At 41.4% G+C, this 16,578-nt stretch carries 12 protein-coding genes; 6 read left to right on the top strand and 6 right to left on the bottom strand.

Annotated features, from left to right (window positions below):
- Positions 1 to 16 precede the first annotated feature (16 nt).
- From cmk to gyrA, 4 genes are all read right to left on the bottom strand, one after another.
- Positions 17 to 730 carry a (d)CMP kinase gene (gene cmk / locus L3Q70_RS08020; protein ID WP_062569025.1) on the bottom strand — a complete coding sequence of 238 codons (714 nt, stop codon included), beginning with the start codon at positions 728 to 730 and terminating at the stop codon, positions 17 to 19.
- Positions 731 to 834: 104 nt separating this feature from the next.
- Positions 835 to 2,115 (bottom strand): 3-phosphoshikimate 1-carboxyvinyltransferase, encoded by a 1,281-nt coding sequence (gene aroA, locus L3Q70_RS08015; RefSeq protein WP_237115201.1) that lies wholly within the window; start codon positions 2,113 to 2,115, stop codon positions 835 to 837.
- Between the two features lie 2 nt (positions 2,116 to 2,117).
- Complete coding sequence (serC, locus tag L3Q70_RS08010; RefSeq protein WP_130149812.1) at positions 2,118 to 3,206, bottom strand: 3-phosphoserine/phosphohydroxythreonine transaminase; 1,089 nt, start codon at positions 3,204 to 3,206, stop codon at positions 2,118 to 2,120.
- A gap of 69 nt (positions 3,207 to 3,275) precedes the next feature.
- A complete protein-coding gene (gyrA, locus tag L3Q70_RS08005) occupies positions 3,276 to 5,972 on the bottom strand; it encodes a DNA gyrase subunit A (protein ID WP_237115200.1) in 2,697 nt (898 codons plus the stop codon).
- A 176-nt stretch (positions 5,973 to 6,148) separates the two neighbouring features.
- Here gyrA and ubiG point away from each other — a divergent pair, with 176 nt between their 5' ends.
- From ubiG to yfaE, 5 genes are all read left to right on the top strand, one after another.
- Positions 6,149 to 6,859, top strand: a complete 711-nt coding sequence (gene ubiG, locus L3Q70_RS08000; RefSeq protein WP_062569021.1) for a bifunctional 2-polyprenyl-6-hydroxyphenol methylase/3-demethylubiquinol 3-O-methyltransferase UbiG — start codon at positions 6,149 to 6,151, stop codon at positions 6,857 to 6,859.
- Positions 6,859 to 7,533 carry an HAD-IA family hydrolase gene (locus L3Q70_RS07995; RefSeq protein ID WP_062569020.1) on the top strand — a complete coding sequence of 225 codons (675 nt, stop codon included), beginning with the start codon at positions 6,859 to 6,861 and terminating at the stop codon, positions 7,531 to 7,533. The genes ubiG and L3Q70_RS07995 overlap by 1 nt, the downstream gene beginning before the upstream one ends.
- 392 nt (positions 7,534 to 7,925) lie before the next feature.
- Positions 7,926 to 10,211, top strand: a complete 2,286-nt coding sequence (gene nrdA, locus L3Q70_RS07990; RefSeq protein ID WP_062569019.1) for a class 1a ribonucleoside-diphosphate reductase subunit alpha — start codon at positions 7,926 to 7,928, stop codon at positions 10,209 to 10,211.
- A 70-nt stretch (positions 10,212 to 10,281) separates the two neighbouring features.
- Positions 10,282 to 11,412, top strand: a complete 1,131-nt coding sequence (nrdB, locus tag L3Q70_RS07985; RefSeq protein ID WP_062569018.1) for a class Ia ribonucleoside-diphosphate reductase subunit beta — start codon at positions 10,282 to 10,284, stop codon at positions 11,410 to 11,412.
- Positions 11,412 to 11,684 (top strand): class I ribonucleotide reductase maintenance protein YfaE, encoded by a 273-nt coding sequence (gene yfaE, locus L3Q70_RS07980; RefSeq protein WP_062569017.1) that lies wholly within the window; start codon positions 11,412 to 11,414, stop codon positions 11,682 to 11,684. Before nrdB ends, yfaE begins: the two co-directional genes overlap by 1 nt.
- On the opposite strand, the gene L3Q70_RS07975 is transcribed toward yfaE, so the two are convergent.
- The gene (locus L3Q70_RS07975; RefSeq protein ID WP_237115199.1) at positions 11,681 to 12,208 is read right to left on the bottom strand and encodes a YaeQ family protein; all 528 of its coding nucleotides are present in this window, start codon (positions 12,206 to 12,208) and stop codon (positions 11,681 to 11,683) included. The genes yfaE and L3Q70_RS07975 overlap by 4 nt on opposite strands.
- A gap of 156 nt (positions 12,209 to 12,364) precedes the next feature.
- On the opposite strand from L3Q70_RS07975, the gene L3Q70_RS07970 reads away from it, so the two are divergent.
- A complete protein-coding gene (locus tag L3Q70_RS07970; RefSeq protein WP_237115198.1) occupies positions 12,365 to 14,770 on the top strand; it encodes a TonB-dependent receptor in 2,406 nt (801 codons plus the stop codon).
- A gap of 98 nt (positions 14,771 to 14,868) precedes the next feature.
- Here L3Q70_RS07970 and glnS read toward each other — a convergent pair whose 3' ends face one another.
- On the bottom strand, positions 14,869 to 16,536 hold the full coding sequence (gene glnS / locus L3Q70_RS07965; protein WP_062569014.1) for a glutamine--tRNA ligase: 1,668 nt from the start codon (positions 16,534 to 16,536) through the stop codon (positions 14,869 to 14,871).
- Positions 16,537 to 16,578 lie beyond the last annotated feature (42 nt).

Genomic DNA, 16,578 nt, shown 5'->3' with positions numbered 1-16,578 from the left:
CCGGCACCTTAAAAATTTACTTTTTAGCTTTAGGAAGCTTACCTGCAAGTACGGCTTCATCTAACAAAGTTACAACTTTATCAAACACTTGCATTGCATTAAAATCACTTGTGTCGATTTCAATGGCGTCATCTGCAGGTACAAGCGGCGCAACTTCACGATTCATATCGCGATGATCACGCGCCTTTATATCCTCAAGTAGACCACTTAGTGTAACATCTAGACCACGTTCGTTCAACTCTGTAAAACGTCGACGCGCGCGCTCCTCAGCAGAGGCAGTCAAATATATCTTCAGTGGTGCATCAGGGAACACAACCGTTCCCATATCACGACCATCAGCAATTAAACCATTTTCAGTTCTAAATGCTCGCTGGCGGCGTAACAATGCTTCTCTAACTCGCGGCAATGCTGCAACTTTTGAGGCAGCAGCGCCTACTTCTTCGTTTCTAATTGTGGTTGTGACATCCTCGCCTTCCAAAATAATTTTCGATGTGTGTGCTTGGCTATCAACCAAAAATTGCACATCTAAATTTGCAGCAAGAGGAACAAGACCTTCTTCATTGTCTAATTCAATTTGATGATGGAGTGCCGCAAGTGACAACACACGATAAATCGCACCGCTGTCTAATACATCCCAACCTAATTTCTCGGCTAACAAGCGGCAAACAGTTCCTTTACCTGAACCACTTGGGCCATCTATGGTGATAACGGGCATTGATAACGCCTGCATTTATAACCTCCTGCAATGCACACCAAAATAAAACCGCGATATTATACGTCAGTTCTGATAATAGATCCGCATTTAGAGTGTAACTTTTTATATTTTCTTCTGTTTTATTGACTTGAGACAGACTCTAGTACTTTGAAAAACGTTGGAAAAGTTTTGTATGTACACTTAGGATCGTTAATGGTAATTGGCTTACCGCCAACTGCCACCATCGCAAAGCACATGGCAATACGATGATCGTTATAGGTATCAATCGCTACATCGTTAAATGTTTTAGGTGGTGTAATTTCGATGAAATCTTCCCCTTCAACAACTTCAGCACCTACTTTTCGAAGCTCTGTGGCCATGGCATATAAGCGATCTGTTTCTTTCACGCGCCAGTTATAAATGTTGCGAATGGCCGTTTTACCTTTTGCAAAAAGCGCAACAGTTGCTAGCGTCATTGCGGCATCTGGGATTGCATTGGCATCAATATCTACGGCGTTAAGCTCTCCCTTACGAACCACCAGCTTTTCATCGTACCAATCGATTTTAGCGCCAACTTGTTCCATGACTTTAGCAAAGCCAATGTCGCCTTGAACAGATGCAGCACCTACCCCATTGATCTCAATTTCGCCGCCCGCTATTGCAGCTGCCGCAACGAAGTAAGAAGCACTAGATGCATCCCCTTCAACCATAATACGCTCAAGTGCTTGATACTGTTGACAGCCTTTAACGTAAAACGTTTCGTAATTGTCATGGCTCACAGTAACGCCAAAACGCTTCATCACATCAAGGGTGATATCGATATAAGGTTTTGATACCAAGGTGCCTTTAATAGTGATTTCTGTGTCGCCATTAAATAGCGGGGCTGCCATTAATAATGCAGTTAAAAATTGACTTGAAATGCTGCCATCAATGTCAACTTTACCACCGTTGATTTTGCCGCCTTTAATGGCCAGTGGTGGATAATCTTTGCTTTTTAGGTATTCAACATCACCGCCAAGTGCTTGTAGCGCATCAACCAAGTGACCGATTGGGCGCTCTTCCATACGTGGCTCACCCACCAGTTGGTATTCACCTTCTACAGCCGCTAACACTGCTGTAAGCGGACGATAAGCAGTACCAGCATTACCTAAAAATAGCGGCTTACTTGGCGTTTTAAATTTACCTGCAACACCCTCTACGGTAGCCACTGTTTTGTCTTCGTTAAGCGAAACATTAACGCCTAAAAGTTTTAGTGCACCTAACATATGACGAATGTCATCACTATCAAGTAGGTTTTCTACAACTGTGGTGCCCTCTGCCAGCGCTGCTAATAGTAAAATACGGTTTGATAAGCTTTTTGAGCCAGGCAGTGTCACACTGCCATTTACCTTTGTAATCGGTTCAAGACGAAGCTGTTCCATAATTAGCTGTTCTCCTTGGCAAATTTATCCATAAAATTAACCAAAGCTTGAACACCTTCTAACGGCATCGCGTTATAGATACTTGCACGCATACCACCGACAATACGGTGGCCTTCAAGAGCTAATAAGCCTGCTTCTTTTGACTCACTGATAAACTTGTCATTAAGCGATTCGTCGTTTAACCAAAACGGTACGTTCATACGTGAACGGCAATGCTTAGCAACTTTATTATTATAAAAATCAGAGTTATCAATAAAATTGTAAAGTAGCTCTGCTTTTGCGATATTTTGCTCTTCCATGGCTTTAACGCCGCCATTTGCTTCAAGCCATTCAAAGACTTCAGCTGCTAAGTACCACGCAAATGTAGGTGGCGTGTTATACATACTGCCTTGTTTTGCTTCTAATGCGTAATCAAGAATACCTGGCTTTGCAAGGCCCTCGCGCTCAAGTAGCGTTTTGCGGATAATAACAATCGATAAGCCAGACGGACCGATATTCTTTTGTGCACCAGCGTAAATAAGATCAAACTGATTCACATCAATTTCACGCGATAAAATAGTCGAAGACATGTCAGCCACAATGGGGGCTGATGGATGTGAAGGCACATCAAAAATTTCAATTCCATCTACGGTTTCATTTGGGCAATAGTGAATGTACGATGCATCCGCAGGTAATTCCCAGCTGCTCGCTGGTTTGATAGAAAACTGGCCATTTTGCTGCTCATCATCACGAACATTGATGCTTTCAACAGCAGTAAATTTTGCGGCTTCTTGTGTCGCACCTTTCGACCATACACCGTTTTCACAATAAACGGCGGTTTTATCATTAAGGTGAAGATTCAATGGCACAGCGCTAAATTGACCACGGCCACCACCGTGCATAAATAACACTTCAAATTCATCGCTAATATTCATTAAACGACGCAGGCTAGCTTCACATTTAGCTGTGAGCTCTATGAAATCACTACTGCGATGGCTGATTTCCATCACAGATACACCTAAACCTTGCCAATCTATAAATTCTTTTTGTGCTTTTTGCATTACTGCCGGCGGCAGCATTGCCGGTCCTGCACAAAAATTATATTTAGTCATTACTTTGCCTCATTCCAGTAATTATAGTGCTAATAAAAAAAGCGGCCGAAGCCGCTTTTTAAATCAATGTTATTCTGAAGGTGGGTTATCACCCGTTTCTTCAGGATTTGTATCGACTACTTCAACGGCCTCGCCTTCGATGGCTTCAAGCTCATCAACTTCGATTTCTTCGATACGTTGTAAACCAACTACTTGCTCTTCGTCAATAGTTCGTATCAAAATAACGCCCTGTGTATTACGACCAACTGTAGAAACCTCATTAACCCTAGTACGTACGAGTGTACCGCGATTAGAGATAATCATGATTTCGTCGTTGTCATCAACTTGTACTGCACCAACCACAGCGCCATTACGCTCGCTTACTTTGATTGATACAACACCTTGCGTTGCACGGCTCTTCGATGGGTAATCTTCAAGTGCCGTACGCTTACCGTAACCATTTTCAGTCACAGTGAGGATTGCACCATCTGACTTAGGTACGATTAATGACACCACGCGTTGATCGTCTGCCATCTTAATACCACGAACACCCGTCGCTGTACGGCCCATTGGACGTACACCTTTGAAGCGGATTTCTGGGTTACCATTTTCGTCTAGAACTGCATTGCCGTTTTCATCAACGACAGCTGATTCTTCCGCTTCTTTAAAGCGAACAACTTTACCCGCATCAGTGAATAGCATGATTTCATTCGTGCCATCAGTGATATCAACACCAATTAGGCTATCGCCTTCATTTAGGTTCACAGCGATGATACCGCTGGCACGTTGACGGCTATACGCAGTCAGTGGTGTTTTCTTAACTGTACCAAACGCAGTCGCCATGAAGATGTATTTATCTTCTTCGTACTCACGTACCGGTAAGATAGCAGTAATACGTTCATCAGCTTCAAGTGGTAATAAGTTAACAATTGGCTTACCGCGCGCCGCACGGCTTGCAAGTGGTAACTGATATACTTTAAGCCAATACAAGCGACCTGCCGTTGAGAAACACAGGATTGTATCGTGTGTATTGGCAACTAATAGACGTTCGATGAAATCTTCATCTTTCATCTTCGTTGCTGACTTACCTTTACCACCACGACGCTGTGCTTCGTAGTCAGATAATGGTTGATACTTAACGTAACCTTCGTGAGAAAGCGTTACAACAACGTCTTCTTCATTAATTAGGTCTTCAAGGCTGATATCGTGAGCTGCTGCACTGATTTCAGTACGACGTTCGTCACCATATTGCTCTTTAATTTCTACTAGCTCGTCGCGGATAACTTCCATTAGGCGCTCTGGGCTTGAAAGTATAAATAAAAGCTCAGCAATAAGATCAAGGAGTGTTTGGTACTCATCTAAAATCTTTTCATGCTCAAGACCCGTTAGCTTGTGTAAACGTAGGTCTAGAATTGCTTGTGCTTGTTGCTCAGATAAATAGTATTGACCGTCACGGATACCTAAATCATCAGCTAACCAATCAGGACGTGCAACGTTATCTTCACCTGCTTTTTCAAGCATTGCTTTAACAGTACCCAGCTCCCATGAGCGTGCTGTTAATGCTGCTTTTGCTTCTGCTGGTGTTGGTGACTTACGAATAAGTTCAATAATCGGATCGATATTCGCAAGAGCAATCGCTAAGCCTTCAAGCGTGTGAGCACGGTCACGGGCTTTACGTAAATCAAATACCGTACGACGTGTAACAACTTCACGGCGGTGTACGATAAACGCTTCAAGCATTTCTTTAAGGTTAAAGCACTTAGGTTGGTTGTTATCTAGTGCAACCATGTTCATACCAAACACAGTTTGTAACTGAGTTTGTGCATAAAGGTTGTTTAAGATTACTTCACCAACATCACCACGTTTGATTTCGATAACGATGCGCATACCGTCTTTATCTGATTCATCACGTAGTGCGCTAATACCTTCAATCTTCTTATCTTTAACAAGCTCAGCGATCTTTTCGATAAGACGCGCTTTGTTAACTTGATAAGGGATTTCGTGGACGATGATCGTCTCACGGCCAGTTTTTTCGTCTACTTCGATTTCAGCGCGAGCACGAATATAAACTTTACCACGGCCCGTTAGGTACGCTTGCTCAATACCTTTTTTACCATTGATAATCGCCGCAGTCGGGAAATCTGGACCTGGGATATATTCAATAAGGTCAGCAATTGTCATATCAGGGTTTTGAATAAGCGCTAAACAACCATTGATAACTTCTGTTAAGTTATGAGGTGGAATGTTTGTCGCCATACCAACCGCGATACCCGAAGAACCGTTTACTAATAAGTTAGGTACTTTAGTAGGTAATACGTCAGGAATTTGCTCAGTACCATCGTAGTTAGGTACGTAATCAACCGTTTCTTTTTCTAAGTCAGCTAATAATTCATGTGACATTTTCGCCATACGGACTTCCGTATAACGCATTGCTGCCGCAGAGTCACCATCAACAGAACCAAAGTTACCTTGGCCGTCAACTAGCATATAGCGTAATGAGAAAGGCTGCGCCATACGAACGATGGTGTCATATACCGCGCTGTCGCCATGTGGGTGGTACTTACCGATTACATCACCAACAACACGTGCTGATTTCTTGTAAGGTTTATTCCAATCATTATTGAGTTCGTTCATTGCGAATAAAACACGGCGGTGAACAGGCTTTAAGCCGTCACGTACGTCTGGCAATGCACGCCCTACGATTACACTCATCGCGTAATCAAGGTAGGAATTTTTTAATTCATCTTCAATATTGACTGGCAGAATTTCATTGGCGAGATCAGTCATTTGATTTCACATTCCTTCAGTATTGACTCATAAAGAGGCAAAGCGCCGTCTTCAGAGCTTTAGTTATTATTTCCAGACCATGCTATCACAATTTATTTAGATTTACAGGCGCTAAATCTTTGCGATTTATTAATTTACCCCTATATAATGGCCTCAGATTGACGAGGAAGTTTTTTATGACCGAACATCAAAATGTAGATAATGCAGAAATTGCAAAGTTTGAAGCCATCGCAGAACGTTGGTGGGATCGCGACGGAGAGTTCAAACCTCTTCATGAAATAAATCCTCTTCGCTTGGATTTTGTTGCCGATAAAGTGGGCGGCTTATTTGATAAGGAAACCTTAGATGTTGGCTGTGGCGGCGGCATTTTAAGTGAAAGCATGGCACGTATGGGCGCAAAAGTGACCGGCATCGATATGGGTCAAGAGCCATTAACCGTTGCCAAACTACACAGTTTGGAAACCGGCGTGCCCGTTGATTATATTAAAGTACCCGCAGAAGAATTTGCTGAAGAGCACCCTGCTCGCTTTGATGTGATCACTTGTATGGAAATGCTGGAGCATGTTCCAGATCCTGCTTCTATTATTCGTGCTGTAGCAGAACTTGCCAAACCGGGCGCCGATGTATTCTTTTCAACATTAAATAAAACCCCGAAAGCATACTTATTTGCCATTGTTGGCGCTGAAAAGCTTTTAAAAATGGTGCCCGAAGGTACTCATGACCACAAGAAATTTATAAAACCTGCACAGCTTATTGCATGGGCAGAAGAGGCAGGCTTAAAAGTAAGAGCCAGTACAGGCCTTACCTATAATCCGTTCTCTAAGCAGTACAGCTTAAATGATGATGTCAGTGTTAATTACATCCTTCACTTTGAGAAACTGGTCTGATGAGTGGTGTACAAACACCCTCTATCGATTTTGATGCGTTTATCTTTGATTTAGATGGCACACTACTCGATACCGCAGATGACTTAGGTGGCGCATTAAACCGTGTCTTAGCTGATGCCAATGTGGCGCCTGTTGCTGAGCATGTTTATCGCCCCGCAGCTTCTAATGGTGCAAATGCATTATTAGAAGTAGGCTTTGGTGATAAATGGCCCGAACTTGAACAACTCGCCTTGCGCCAGCAGCTTCTTGACTACTACGCTGCAGATATTGCTGTGCACAGTAAATGCTTTAAGGGTATAGAGCAGCTCTTAGTTGCACTTGAACAAAAAGACATTAAATGGGGCATTATGACTAATAAACCAGGTTTTTTAACAGAGCCGTTAGTCAAAGCAATCCCTTCTTTAAGTAATGCTATGGCTGTGGTGAGTGGAGATACACTAGACGTGGCGAAGCCATCTCCAGATCCACTACTGCATACTGCTGAGATCCTCAATGTTGATCCCAGTCGTTGTTTATATATAGGGGATGCGGAGCGCGACATCCAAGCGGCAAAAGCAGCCAATATGTATAGCGCTACTGCTTTATGGGGCTATATACCTAGTGTTGATGCTGCTCTGGATTGGCAAGCTGATTTCAATTGGCATTCGCCTATTGATGGATTTAACCATATATAGTGCTATATTTAAATTTAGATACTATATATTGTGATCGGTTTGAGTTTTGAGCATTCTTTGACGATAAAAAAAACAGTCAAAATTTATTTTCAAAAACGGTAAATTTTCTAGATCTTGAGTTGATTTTTACAAATTTCATCATCAATGAATGGTCAAAGGTTAATGCTCACTAACACAATGCGCTTATCCAGTAGTTATCCACAAATAGGGGCATTTCTGTCCCTTGCAAATGATCGCAGACCACACTATCTTGTGATCTGCAATTTAAAGAACACCAGATATTGTGGCTAAATGTTATTCAATTCACACAATCTAGTGTTTAATAATAAAAATTATACTGAAGAATAAGTTTTCACTAAAAATATAATTTCCCAAGGAATACAGGCAAGACTATGAACCAACAGCTATCTGTAAGCAAACGTGACGGCCGTAAAGAGTCACTTGATCTAGATAAGATCCACCGCGTGATCGCTTGGGCCGCCGAAGGTCTAAATAACGTGTCTGTCTCGCAAGTTGAATTAAAATCACATATTCAATTTTACGATGGAATTCGTACCGATGACATTCATGAAACTATCATCAAAGCGGCAGCTGATCAGATCTCTAAAGATACGCCTGACTACCAATACCTTGCTGCTCGATTAGCTGTATTCCATTTACGTAAAAAAGCGTACGGCCAATTTGAGCCACCACGCTTATACGATCACATCACGAAATTAGTTGAAGACAAACGTTATGATCAACACTTACTTGTTGATTATACCGAGCAAGAAATCGATGAGTTAGATTCTTATATTGATCACAACCGCGACTTAAACTTCAGCTATGCTGCTGTAAAACAGCTAGAAGGGAAATATTTGGTTCAAAACCGTGTTACTGGTGAAATTTACGAAAGTGCACAGTTTTTATATATCTTAGTGGCTGCAAGCTTATTCTCTGATTATCCAAAAGAAACGCGTCTTGACTACATCAAGCGCTTTTATGATGCAGTATCTACATTCAAGATTTCATTACCAACACCAATCATGGCCGGTGTGCGTACGCCTACGCGCCAGTTCAGCTCATGTGTACTTATCGAGTGTGGTGATAGCCTAGATTCTATTAATGCGACATCGTCTGCGATCGTTAAGTATGTTTCGCAACGTGCAGGGATTGGTATTAATGCGGGTCGCATTCGTGCGCTTGGCAGCCCTATTCGCAACGGTGAAGCGTACCACACAGGTTGTATCCCGTTTTATAAGCATTTTCAAACAGCAGTTAAAAGCTGTTCACAAGGTGGTGTACGCGGCGGCGCAGCAACCCTATTCTACCCATTATGGCACTTAGAAGTTGAAAACTTATTAGTTCTTAAGAACAACCGTGGTGTTGACGATAACCGTGTTCGTCACCTTGACTACGGTGTACAGTTCAACAAATTAATGTACAGCCGTTTAATTAAAGATGATTACATCACTTTATTTAGCCCATCAGATGTACCTGGTCTATATGACGCCTTCTTCGAAGATCAAGCGAAGTTTGATGAGCTATATGTTAAGTACGAGCAAGACGAGTCAATTCGCAAAAAACGTATTAAAGCGATTGAGTTATTCTCAATGTTTGCACAAGAGCGTGCAAGCACAGGTCGTATCTACTTACAAAATGTTGACCACTGTAATACACACAGCCCGTTCATTTCGACTGTGGCACCAATTCGTCAATCTAACCTATGTTTAGAAATTGCATTACCAACTAAGCCACTTAGCAATGTAATGGATGAAGAAGGTGAAATTGCACTGTGTACTTTGTCTGCGTTTAACTTAGGTGCAATTGAATCACTTGATGAATTAGAAGAGCTTGCTGAACTTGCAGTTCGTGCGCTTGATAACTTACTTGATTTCCAAGACTACCCTGTTCCAGCAGCTAAAAACGCGACTATGGGTCGTCGTACGTTAGGTATTGGTGTAATTAACTTTGCTTACTACTTAGCGAAAAATGGCAAGCGTTACTCAGACGGCAGTGCAAATGCGCTGACTCACAAAACATTTGAAGCAATTCAATATTACCTAATGAAAGCGTCAAATGAGTTAGCGAAAGAACGTGGTGCATGTCCAAAATTTAACGAGACTACGTATTCTCAAGGCATTATGCCAACAGATACTTACAAGCGTGACCTTGATCAGTTCTGTGAAGAGCCACTTCACTTAGACTGGGATTCATTACGTGCCAGCATTAAAGAGCACGGTATGCGTAACTCGACGCTGTCTGCACTAATGCCTTCAGAGACATCATCGCAAATCTCTAATGCAACAAATGGTATTGAACCACCACGTGGTCATATCAGTGTTAAAGCAAGTAAAGATGGTATCTTAAAGCAAGTAGTACCAGAGTATGAAAATCTGAAAGATAACTACGAGCTACTGTGGGATATTCCTTCAAACGATGGTTACTTACAACTTGTTGGTATTATGCAAAAATTCGTTGACCAAACGATCTCTGCAAACACGAACTATGATCCATCTAAGTACGAAGGCGGTAAAGTACCTATGAAGGTGCTATTAAAAGATTTACTAACTGCGTATAAACTCGGTGTTAAAACCCTGTACTATCACAACACCCGTGACGGTGCATCTGACTCTCAAGATGAGTTAACACCTGAGGTTGAAGATGACAGTTGTGCAGGCGGCGCTTGTAAAATCTAATTAAATTAATAACATAACAAAGGCGGGCTCATTAGCCCGCTTTGTCCTGACTGTTTTTTGAGAAATCACTATGTCATATACAACTTTTAGTCGAAACCATAATAACCAATTACAAGAACCGATGTTTTTCGGCCAAACAGTAAACGTGTCACGTTACGATCAACAAAAGTACCCTATTTTCGAAAAGCTAATCGAAAAACAATTATCGTTTTTCTGGCGCCCTGAAGAGGTTGACGTAAGTAAAGATCGCTTAGATTTCCAAGCGCTTCCTGATCATGAAAAACACATTTTTTTGAGTAACCTAAAATATCAAACACTACTTGATAGTGTGCAAGGTCGCTCTCCAAATGTTGCCTTACTGCCGATTGTATCAATCCCTGAGCTTGAAACATGGATCGAAACATGGGCATTCAGCGAGACTATTCACAGCCGTTCTTATACGCATATTATTCGTAACGTAACGCAATCTCCTGAGCTTATCTTCGATGATATTGTAAGCAATGAAAAAATCAGTGAGCGCGCTGATGCGGTAACCAAATACTATGATGATTTAATCAACATGGTATCGCTATATAACTTATATGGTGAAGGTAAACATGTTATTAATGGTAAAGAAATCAAAGTAAGCTTATTTGATCTTAAAAAGCAGCTTTACCTTGCTATGATGTCGGTTAACATCCTAGAAGCCATTCGTTTTTACGTAAGTTTTGCGTGTTCATTTGCTTTCGCTGAGCGTGAATTAATGGAAGGTAATGCGAAAATCATCAAGTTAATTGCGCGTGATGAAGCACTGCACTTGTCTGGCACACAGCACATTCTAAACATTATGCAAGATGGTAAGGACGACCCAGAAATGGCGATCGTTGCTGCACAATGCCGCGAAGAAGCGATCCAAATGTTTGTCGAAGCTGCCGAGCAAGAAAAAGATTGGGCAGAATACTTATTCAAAGATGGTTCTATGATTGGTCTAAATAAAGATATCTTATGCCAATACGTTGAATACATCACTAATGCACGTATGACTGCGGTAGGCTTACCTGCTCAGTTTGAAAGTAAGAGCAATCCTATTCCTTGGATCAACTCTTGGTTGGTATCAGACAATGTACAAGTTGCCCCTCAAGAAGCTGAAATTAGCTCTTATCTAGTTGGTCAAATCGACTCTCAAGTTGATGCATCTGACTTTGGTGACTTCGACCTGTAATGAGCACTAACATCACTGCACAGGTTATCCTTGCAGGAACAGACAGCCAGAATGTAGAGTTTGATTCTGGCTGTTCATCTCTCCTTGAATGCCTAGAACAACAAAAAATAGATGTCCCCTACCAATGCCGAGAAGGTTACTGCGGTGCATGCCGTGCAAAATTAGTTGAAGGGAGCGTCAAGTATAATCAAGAGCCGCTTGCTTTTGTGCGAGAAGGCGAAGTTTTACTATGTTGCAGTAAGCCCAATGGTAAGATAACCATTGAGCTTTAATGCCAAACTAATTGCTTACTCTGATAAAAACCAAGCTTATCTGCAACACTGATTGAATGCTCATCAATAGTGACATTCCACTGTAGGTTTTTGGTTAGGTGTGACGCTAAATCATCGATAAATTGATGATCAAAGGCAATCAAATGTCCATTGCTGATCAGTTCAAGTGAATGCTGATATTCATTCAGCCAATCACCATCCAATGTTGTCACTACCCATAATTCATCCACCCTTTTCGCCATTTTACTGAGAGTGGGAAAATCGGGTTCATCAACGGCTAACCAAGTTATATAGTGCTCATCTAATGCTTTGATAGCAACATCAGGCTCTGAACGATCTGATTTTGCATTAAGCACAGCATCCTCATTATATGAAAATACACAATAACTTAATAATTTAAGAACAAAGTGCTGGTAGCTTTCTGAGCGCTCGCACGCAGTAGTAAATACCGTAGAATGATTACGGTGCTGGCGTAAATTAGCGATACTAAATTGTGCCTTGAATACCCTATTTTTATCAGACATAGCTGTTAACCTTTACACGAGTAAGGTGTCTTGAGTATAGCCGATGTATGGTAAATAGCGACAAAACAAAAGTTATACTATAACGTCATTGTTTTGCCATAAATGAGGTGTTATATTATATCAAGATTATTAATAATAAACTCAGAAGTAGGAACGATGAATAAACTTACAGTACTTTCAAGTGCCGTTGCAGCAGCTTTATTTTCACATTCAAGCTTTGCAGCTGTTATCTCAGGTCAAGTTCTAGACGATAAGCAACAACCCATTGCAAATGCCGAAATTCATGTTCACGGTAAATCACAAACAGTGGTGACGGACAAATCAGGTCAATTTAAAATTGATGTAGATAACAAAGGCCAACTCCACATAAGTAAAGACAACTACATTGATAAACGTATAGAAATTTCTGGTGACAGCCAATCTGTTGTCGTCAATCTAACACCGACGTCAGTTGAAACTGTTGTTGTTTATGCATCAGCCCTACATAAAAATAGTTTAGAAATGATCTCACCGGTTAATGTACTTGCTGGTGATAATTTAAAAAACAAAGCCAAGCCAACTTTAGGTGAAACACTAAAAGGCTTACCTGGTGTGAATGCCAGTTATTTTGGCCCAGTTTCATCAAGTCCAATTATTCGTGGCTTAGATGGTCCACGTGTAAAAATCACCCAAAATGGTCTTGATAGCAGCGATGCCTCACGTATAGGCCCAGATCACGCCACATCTAACGACAGCTTAGCTGCTGAACAAATCGAAGTACTTCGCGGCCCTGCTACCCTACTTTATGGCTCAGGTGCGATTGGTGGTGTAGTAAACGTCGTTGATAATCGCATCCCTACCGATAGCATCGATACGCTAACCGGCGCTGCACAATACACTCACGATACAGTGTCGGATACCAATACCTACGCCGCTAAGTTAGAAACGGGTAATAACGGATTTAATTTCCATTTTGACGGAACTAAGCGTAAAGGCCACGATTATGAAACCCCTACCTTCGAGCTTCCTGAAGAACACGAAGAACATGAAGGTGAAGAGCATGAAGAGCACGAAACAGCTAACAGCGTAGAAAACACATTTATCGACAGCGAAACGCTGAATTTTGGTACTAGCTATGTAGGTGAACATTTAACGGTAGGCATGTCCTATGGTCGTATTGAAACTGACTATGGTATTCCTGCTCATGAACACCATCATCATGAACATGACGAGCATGAAGAAGGTGAGCATCATGAAGGTGAACAAGAGCATGAAGAATCAGTATTTGCACGCTTAGAACAAGACCGTTGGCAAGGTTACATGAGCTATGCATTGCACGATAACTGGATCGAAAATATTACGCTTCGTGTCGGTTACACTGATTATCAACATGCCGAAATTGAAGGTGGAGAAATCGGCACTGTTTTTCATAACGAAACAACAGAAGCACGTGCCACTGTTGAGCATAAATTAGGACAGTGGCATGGCATAGCAGGCTATCACTTTTATGAGTCTGATTATGATGCAGACGGTGAAGAAGCCTTTACCCCTGCCAGCACCACAACTTCAAACGCATTATTTTTACTCGAAGAAAGACAATTTGGTGACGTTACGGTTGAGCTAGGTGCACGAATCGAAGATTACAAAATTGACTCAGATATCACCATGAGTGAACACCATCACGATCATGAAGATGACCACGAGGAAGAAGCACACGAAGAAGCTGAAATTATCAGCTACAGCGAAGATTTCACAAACCTTAGCTTATCTGCAGGTGCGATTTGGCAATATCAAGAAGGTCAAAGTGTTGCTCTAAGTGTGTCACGTTCAGAGCGTGCACCACTGAGTGCTGAGCTACTATCAAATGGTGTGCACATTGCTACTAGTACCTATGAATTGGGCCTTGGTTATCACATTGAGGATGGTGAAATTCATTTTGAACCGGAAAATATTGATCAAGAAACTGCCACCAATTTTGATTTAAGCTTCCGCCGTTTTATTGGCGATTTTGGTTACACAGTTAATTTCTTCTATAACGATATTGAAAACTACTACTACCAACAAAATACAGGCTTAGTATTTGATGAAGAGCACGGTTTAGAGTCAGCAGCGGATGCTGATGAAGATGCAATGGCGGTTTATCAATTCGCGAGTAAAGATGCAAAACTTTACGGTGTTGAGTTTGATGTTCATTACCAAGTTACACCGAGCGCATTAGTAAAAGTATTTGGTGATTCAACAACTGCGAAATTAAAGGATAGTGAAGGCTATTTACCACGTGTGCCAGCCAATAAACTTGGCTCTGAATTACAATACACATTTGCAGATTGGCAGTTTAGCTTAACAGGTACACATTATTTTGAGCAGTCAGATATCACAGCCTATGAAACAAAAACTGATGGCTATACTTTGTTTGATGCATCTGCTAACTACCAACTCGATTTAGGCCCTGTAGATACACAGCTTTATATTAATATTGATAACTTAACCGATGAGCTAGGTTTCGTACACAGCTCATTTATTAAAGAGAAAGCACCACTACCAGGTCGTAATTTCAGCTTAGGTATTCGCGGTTATTTCTAATTTGACTTAAGTTTTAATCGTTATAAAAAAACCCTTTTACTTTAAAAGTGAAAGGGTTTTTTATTAAGCTTAGAAACTTAAAAATTTAGTTAAAAGGTTTAGCCTTTTTGTTCAATCTTCGCCCATGAATCACGAAGACCTACAGTTTGATTGAATACTAATGTTTCAGCTTTGCTATCACGACAGAAGTAACCCATACGCTCAAACTGGAAGCCCTGCTCTGCTTGTGCGTTGGCAAGTGACGGTTCAACTTTAGCGTTAGCAAGCACCACGAGTGACTCTGGGTTCAAAGTTGCGTTAAAGTCTTCGGCAGCAGCTGGGTTTGGTACGTTAAATAAACGGTCGTATAAACGTACTTCAGCTGTGATAGATTCACTTGCTGATACCCAGTGAATTACACCTTTAACTTTGCGACCATCACTTGGGTTTTTACCCAGAGTTTCTGGATCGTAAGAACAGAAGATAGTAGTAATTTCACCATTTTCATCTTTTTCAACACGCTCAGCTTTAATTACATAAGCACCACGTAAACGTACTTCTTTATCAAGGACCAAACGCTTGAACTTGTTATTTGCTTCTTCACGGAAGTCTTCACGCTCGATATAAAGTTCACGCGTGAAAGGCACATCACGACGGCCCATCTCTTCTTTATTCGGGTGATTTGCAACAGATAACGTTTCTACTTTATCTGCGTCATAGTTTTCGATAACAATCTTCACCGGATCAAGAACTGCCATTGCACGTGGTGCATGTTCATTTAGGTCTTCACGGATACATGCTTCTAGCATACCCATTTCAACCATGTTCTCTTGTTTAGTGATACCGATACGAGAACAGAACTCACGTACTGATGCAGGTGTATAACCACGACGACGTAAACCAGCAATCGTTGGCATACGCGGGTCGTCCCACCCTTCAACATGACCATTAACCACTAAGTCGTTTAATTTACGCTTAGACATAATGGTGTACTCAAGATTTAATCGTGAAAACTCGATTTGTTGCGGATGACACTCAAGGCTAATGTTATCCAATACCCAATCGTATAAACGACGGTTATCTTGGAACTCAAGCGTACATAATGAGTGTGTAATGCCCTCTAACGCATCAGAAATACAATGCGTAAAGTCGTACATTGGGTAAATGCACCACTTGTCACCTGTTTGGTGGTGATGAGCAAAACGGACACGATATATAATCGGATCACGTAATACCATGAATGAGCTTGCCATATCGATTTTTGCACGAAGTACACACTCGCCTTCTTTGAATTCGCCATTACGCATTTTTTCAAATAACGCTAGGTTTTCTTCAACTGGTGTGTCACGGTATGGGCTGTTTTTACCTGGCTCTTTTAATGTACCACGGTATTCACGCGCTTGATCTGGCGATAAGAAACACACATACGCAAGGCCTTTTTCGATAAGCTCAACCGCATAGCCGTATAACGCATCGAAATAGTTAGATGAATACTTGATTTCACCATCCCACTTAAAACCTAACCACTGCACATCTTCTTTAATCGAATTTACGTAATTGATGTCTTCTTTTTCTGGATTCGTATCATCGAAACGTAAATTACAAAGACCTTGATAATCTTTGGCAATACCAAAGTTTAAGCAAATCGACTTTGCATGACCAATGTGTAAAAAACCGTTTGGTTCTGGTGGAAAACGCGTGTGCGTAGTCGCATGCTTACCGCTTGCGAGATCTTCATCAATACGCGTTCTAATAAAGTTACTTGGGCGATTCTCAATTTCCGCCATAGGAGCATAATCCTCTGAATATTGCATGGTGACAAAACTAAT

Source organism: Pseudoalteromonas sp. CF6-2, assembly GCF_021729425.1.
GTDB lineage: Bacteria > Pseudomonadota > Gammaproteobacteria > Enterobacterales > Alteromonadaceae > Pseudoalteromonas > Pseudoalteromonas arabiensis.
Note: the sequence above shows the minus strand (reverse complement) of the source record. Positions and strands in the feature narration are given on the sequence as shown.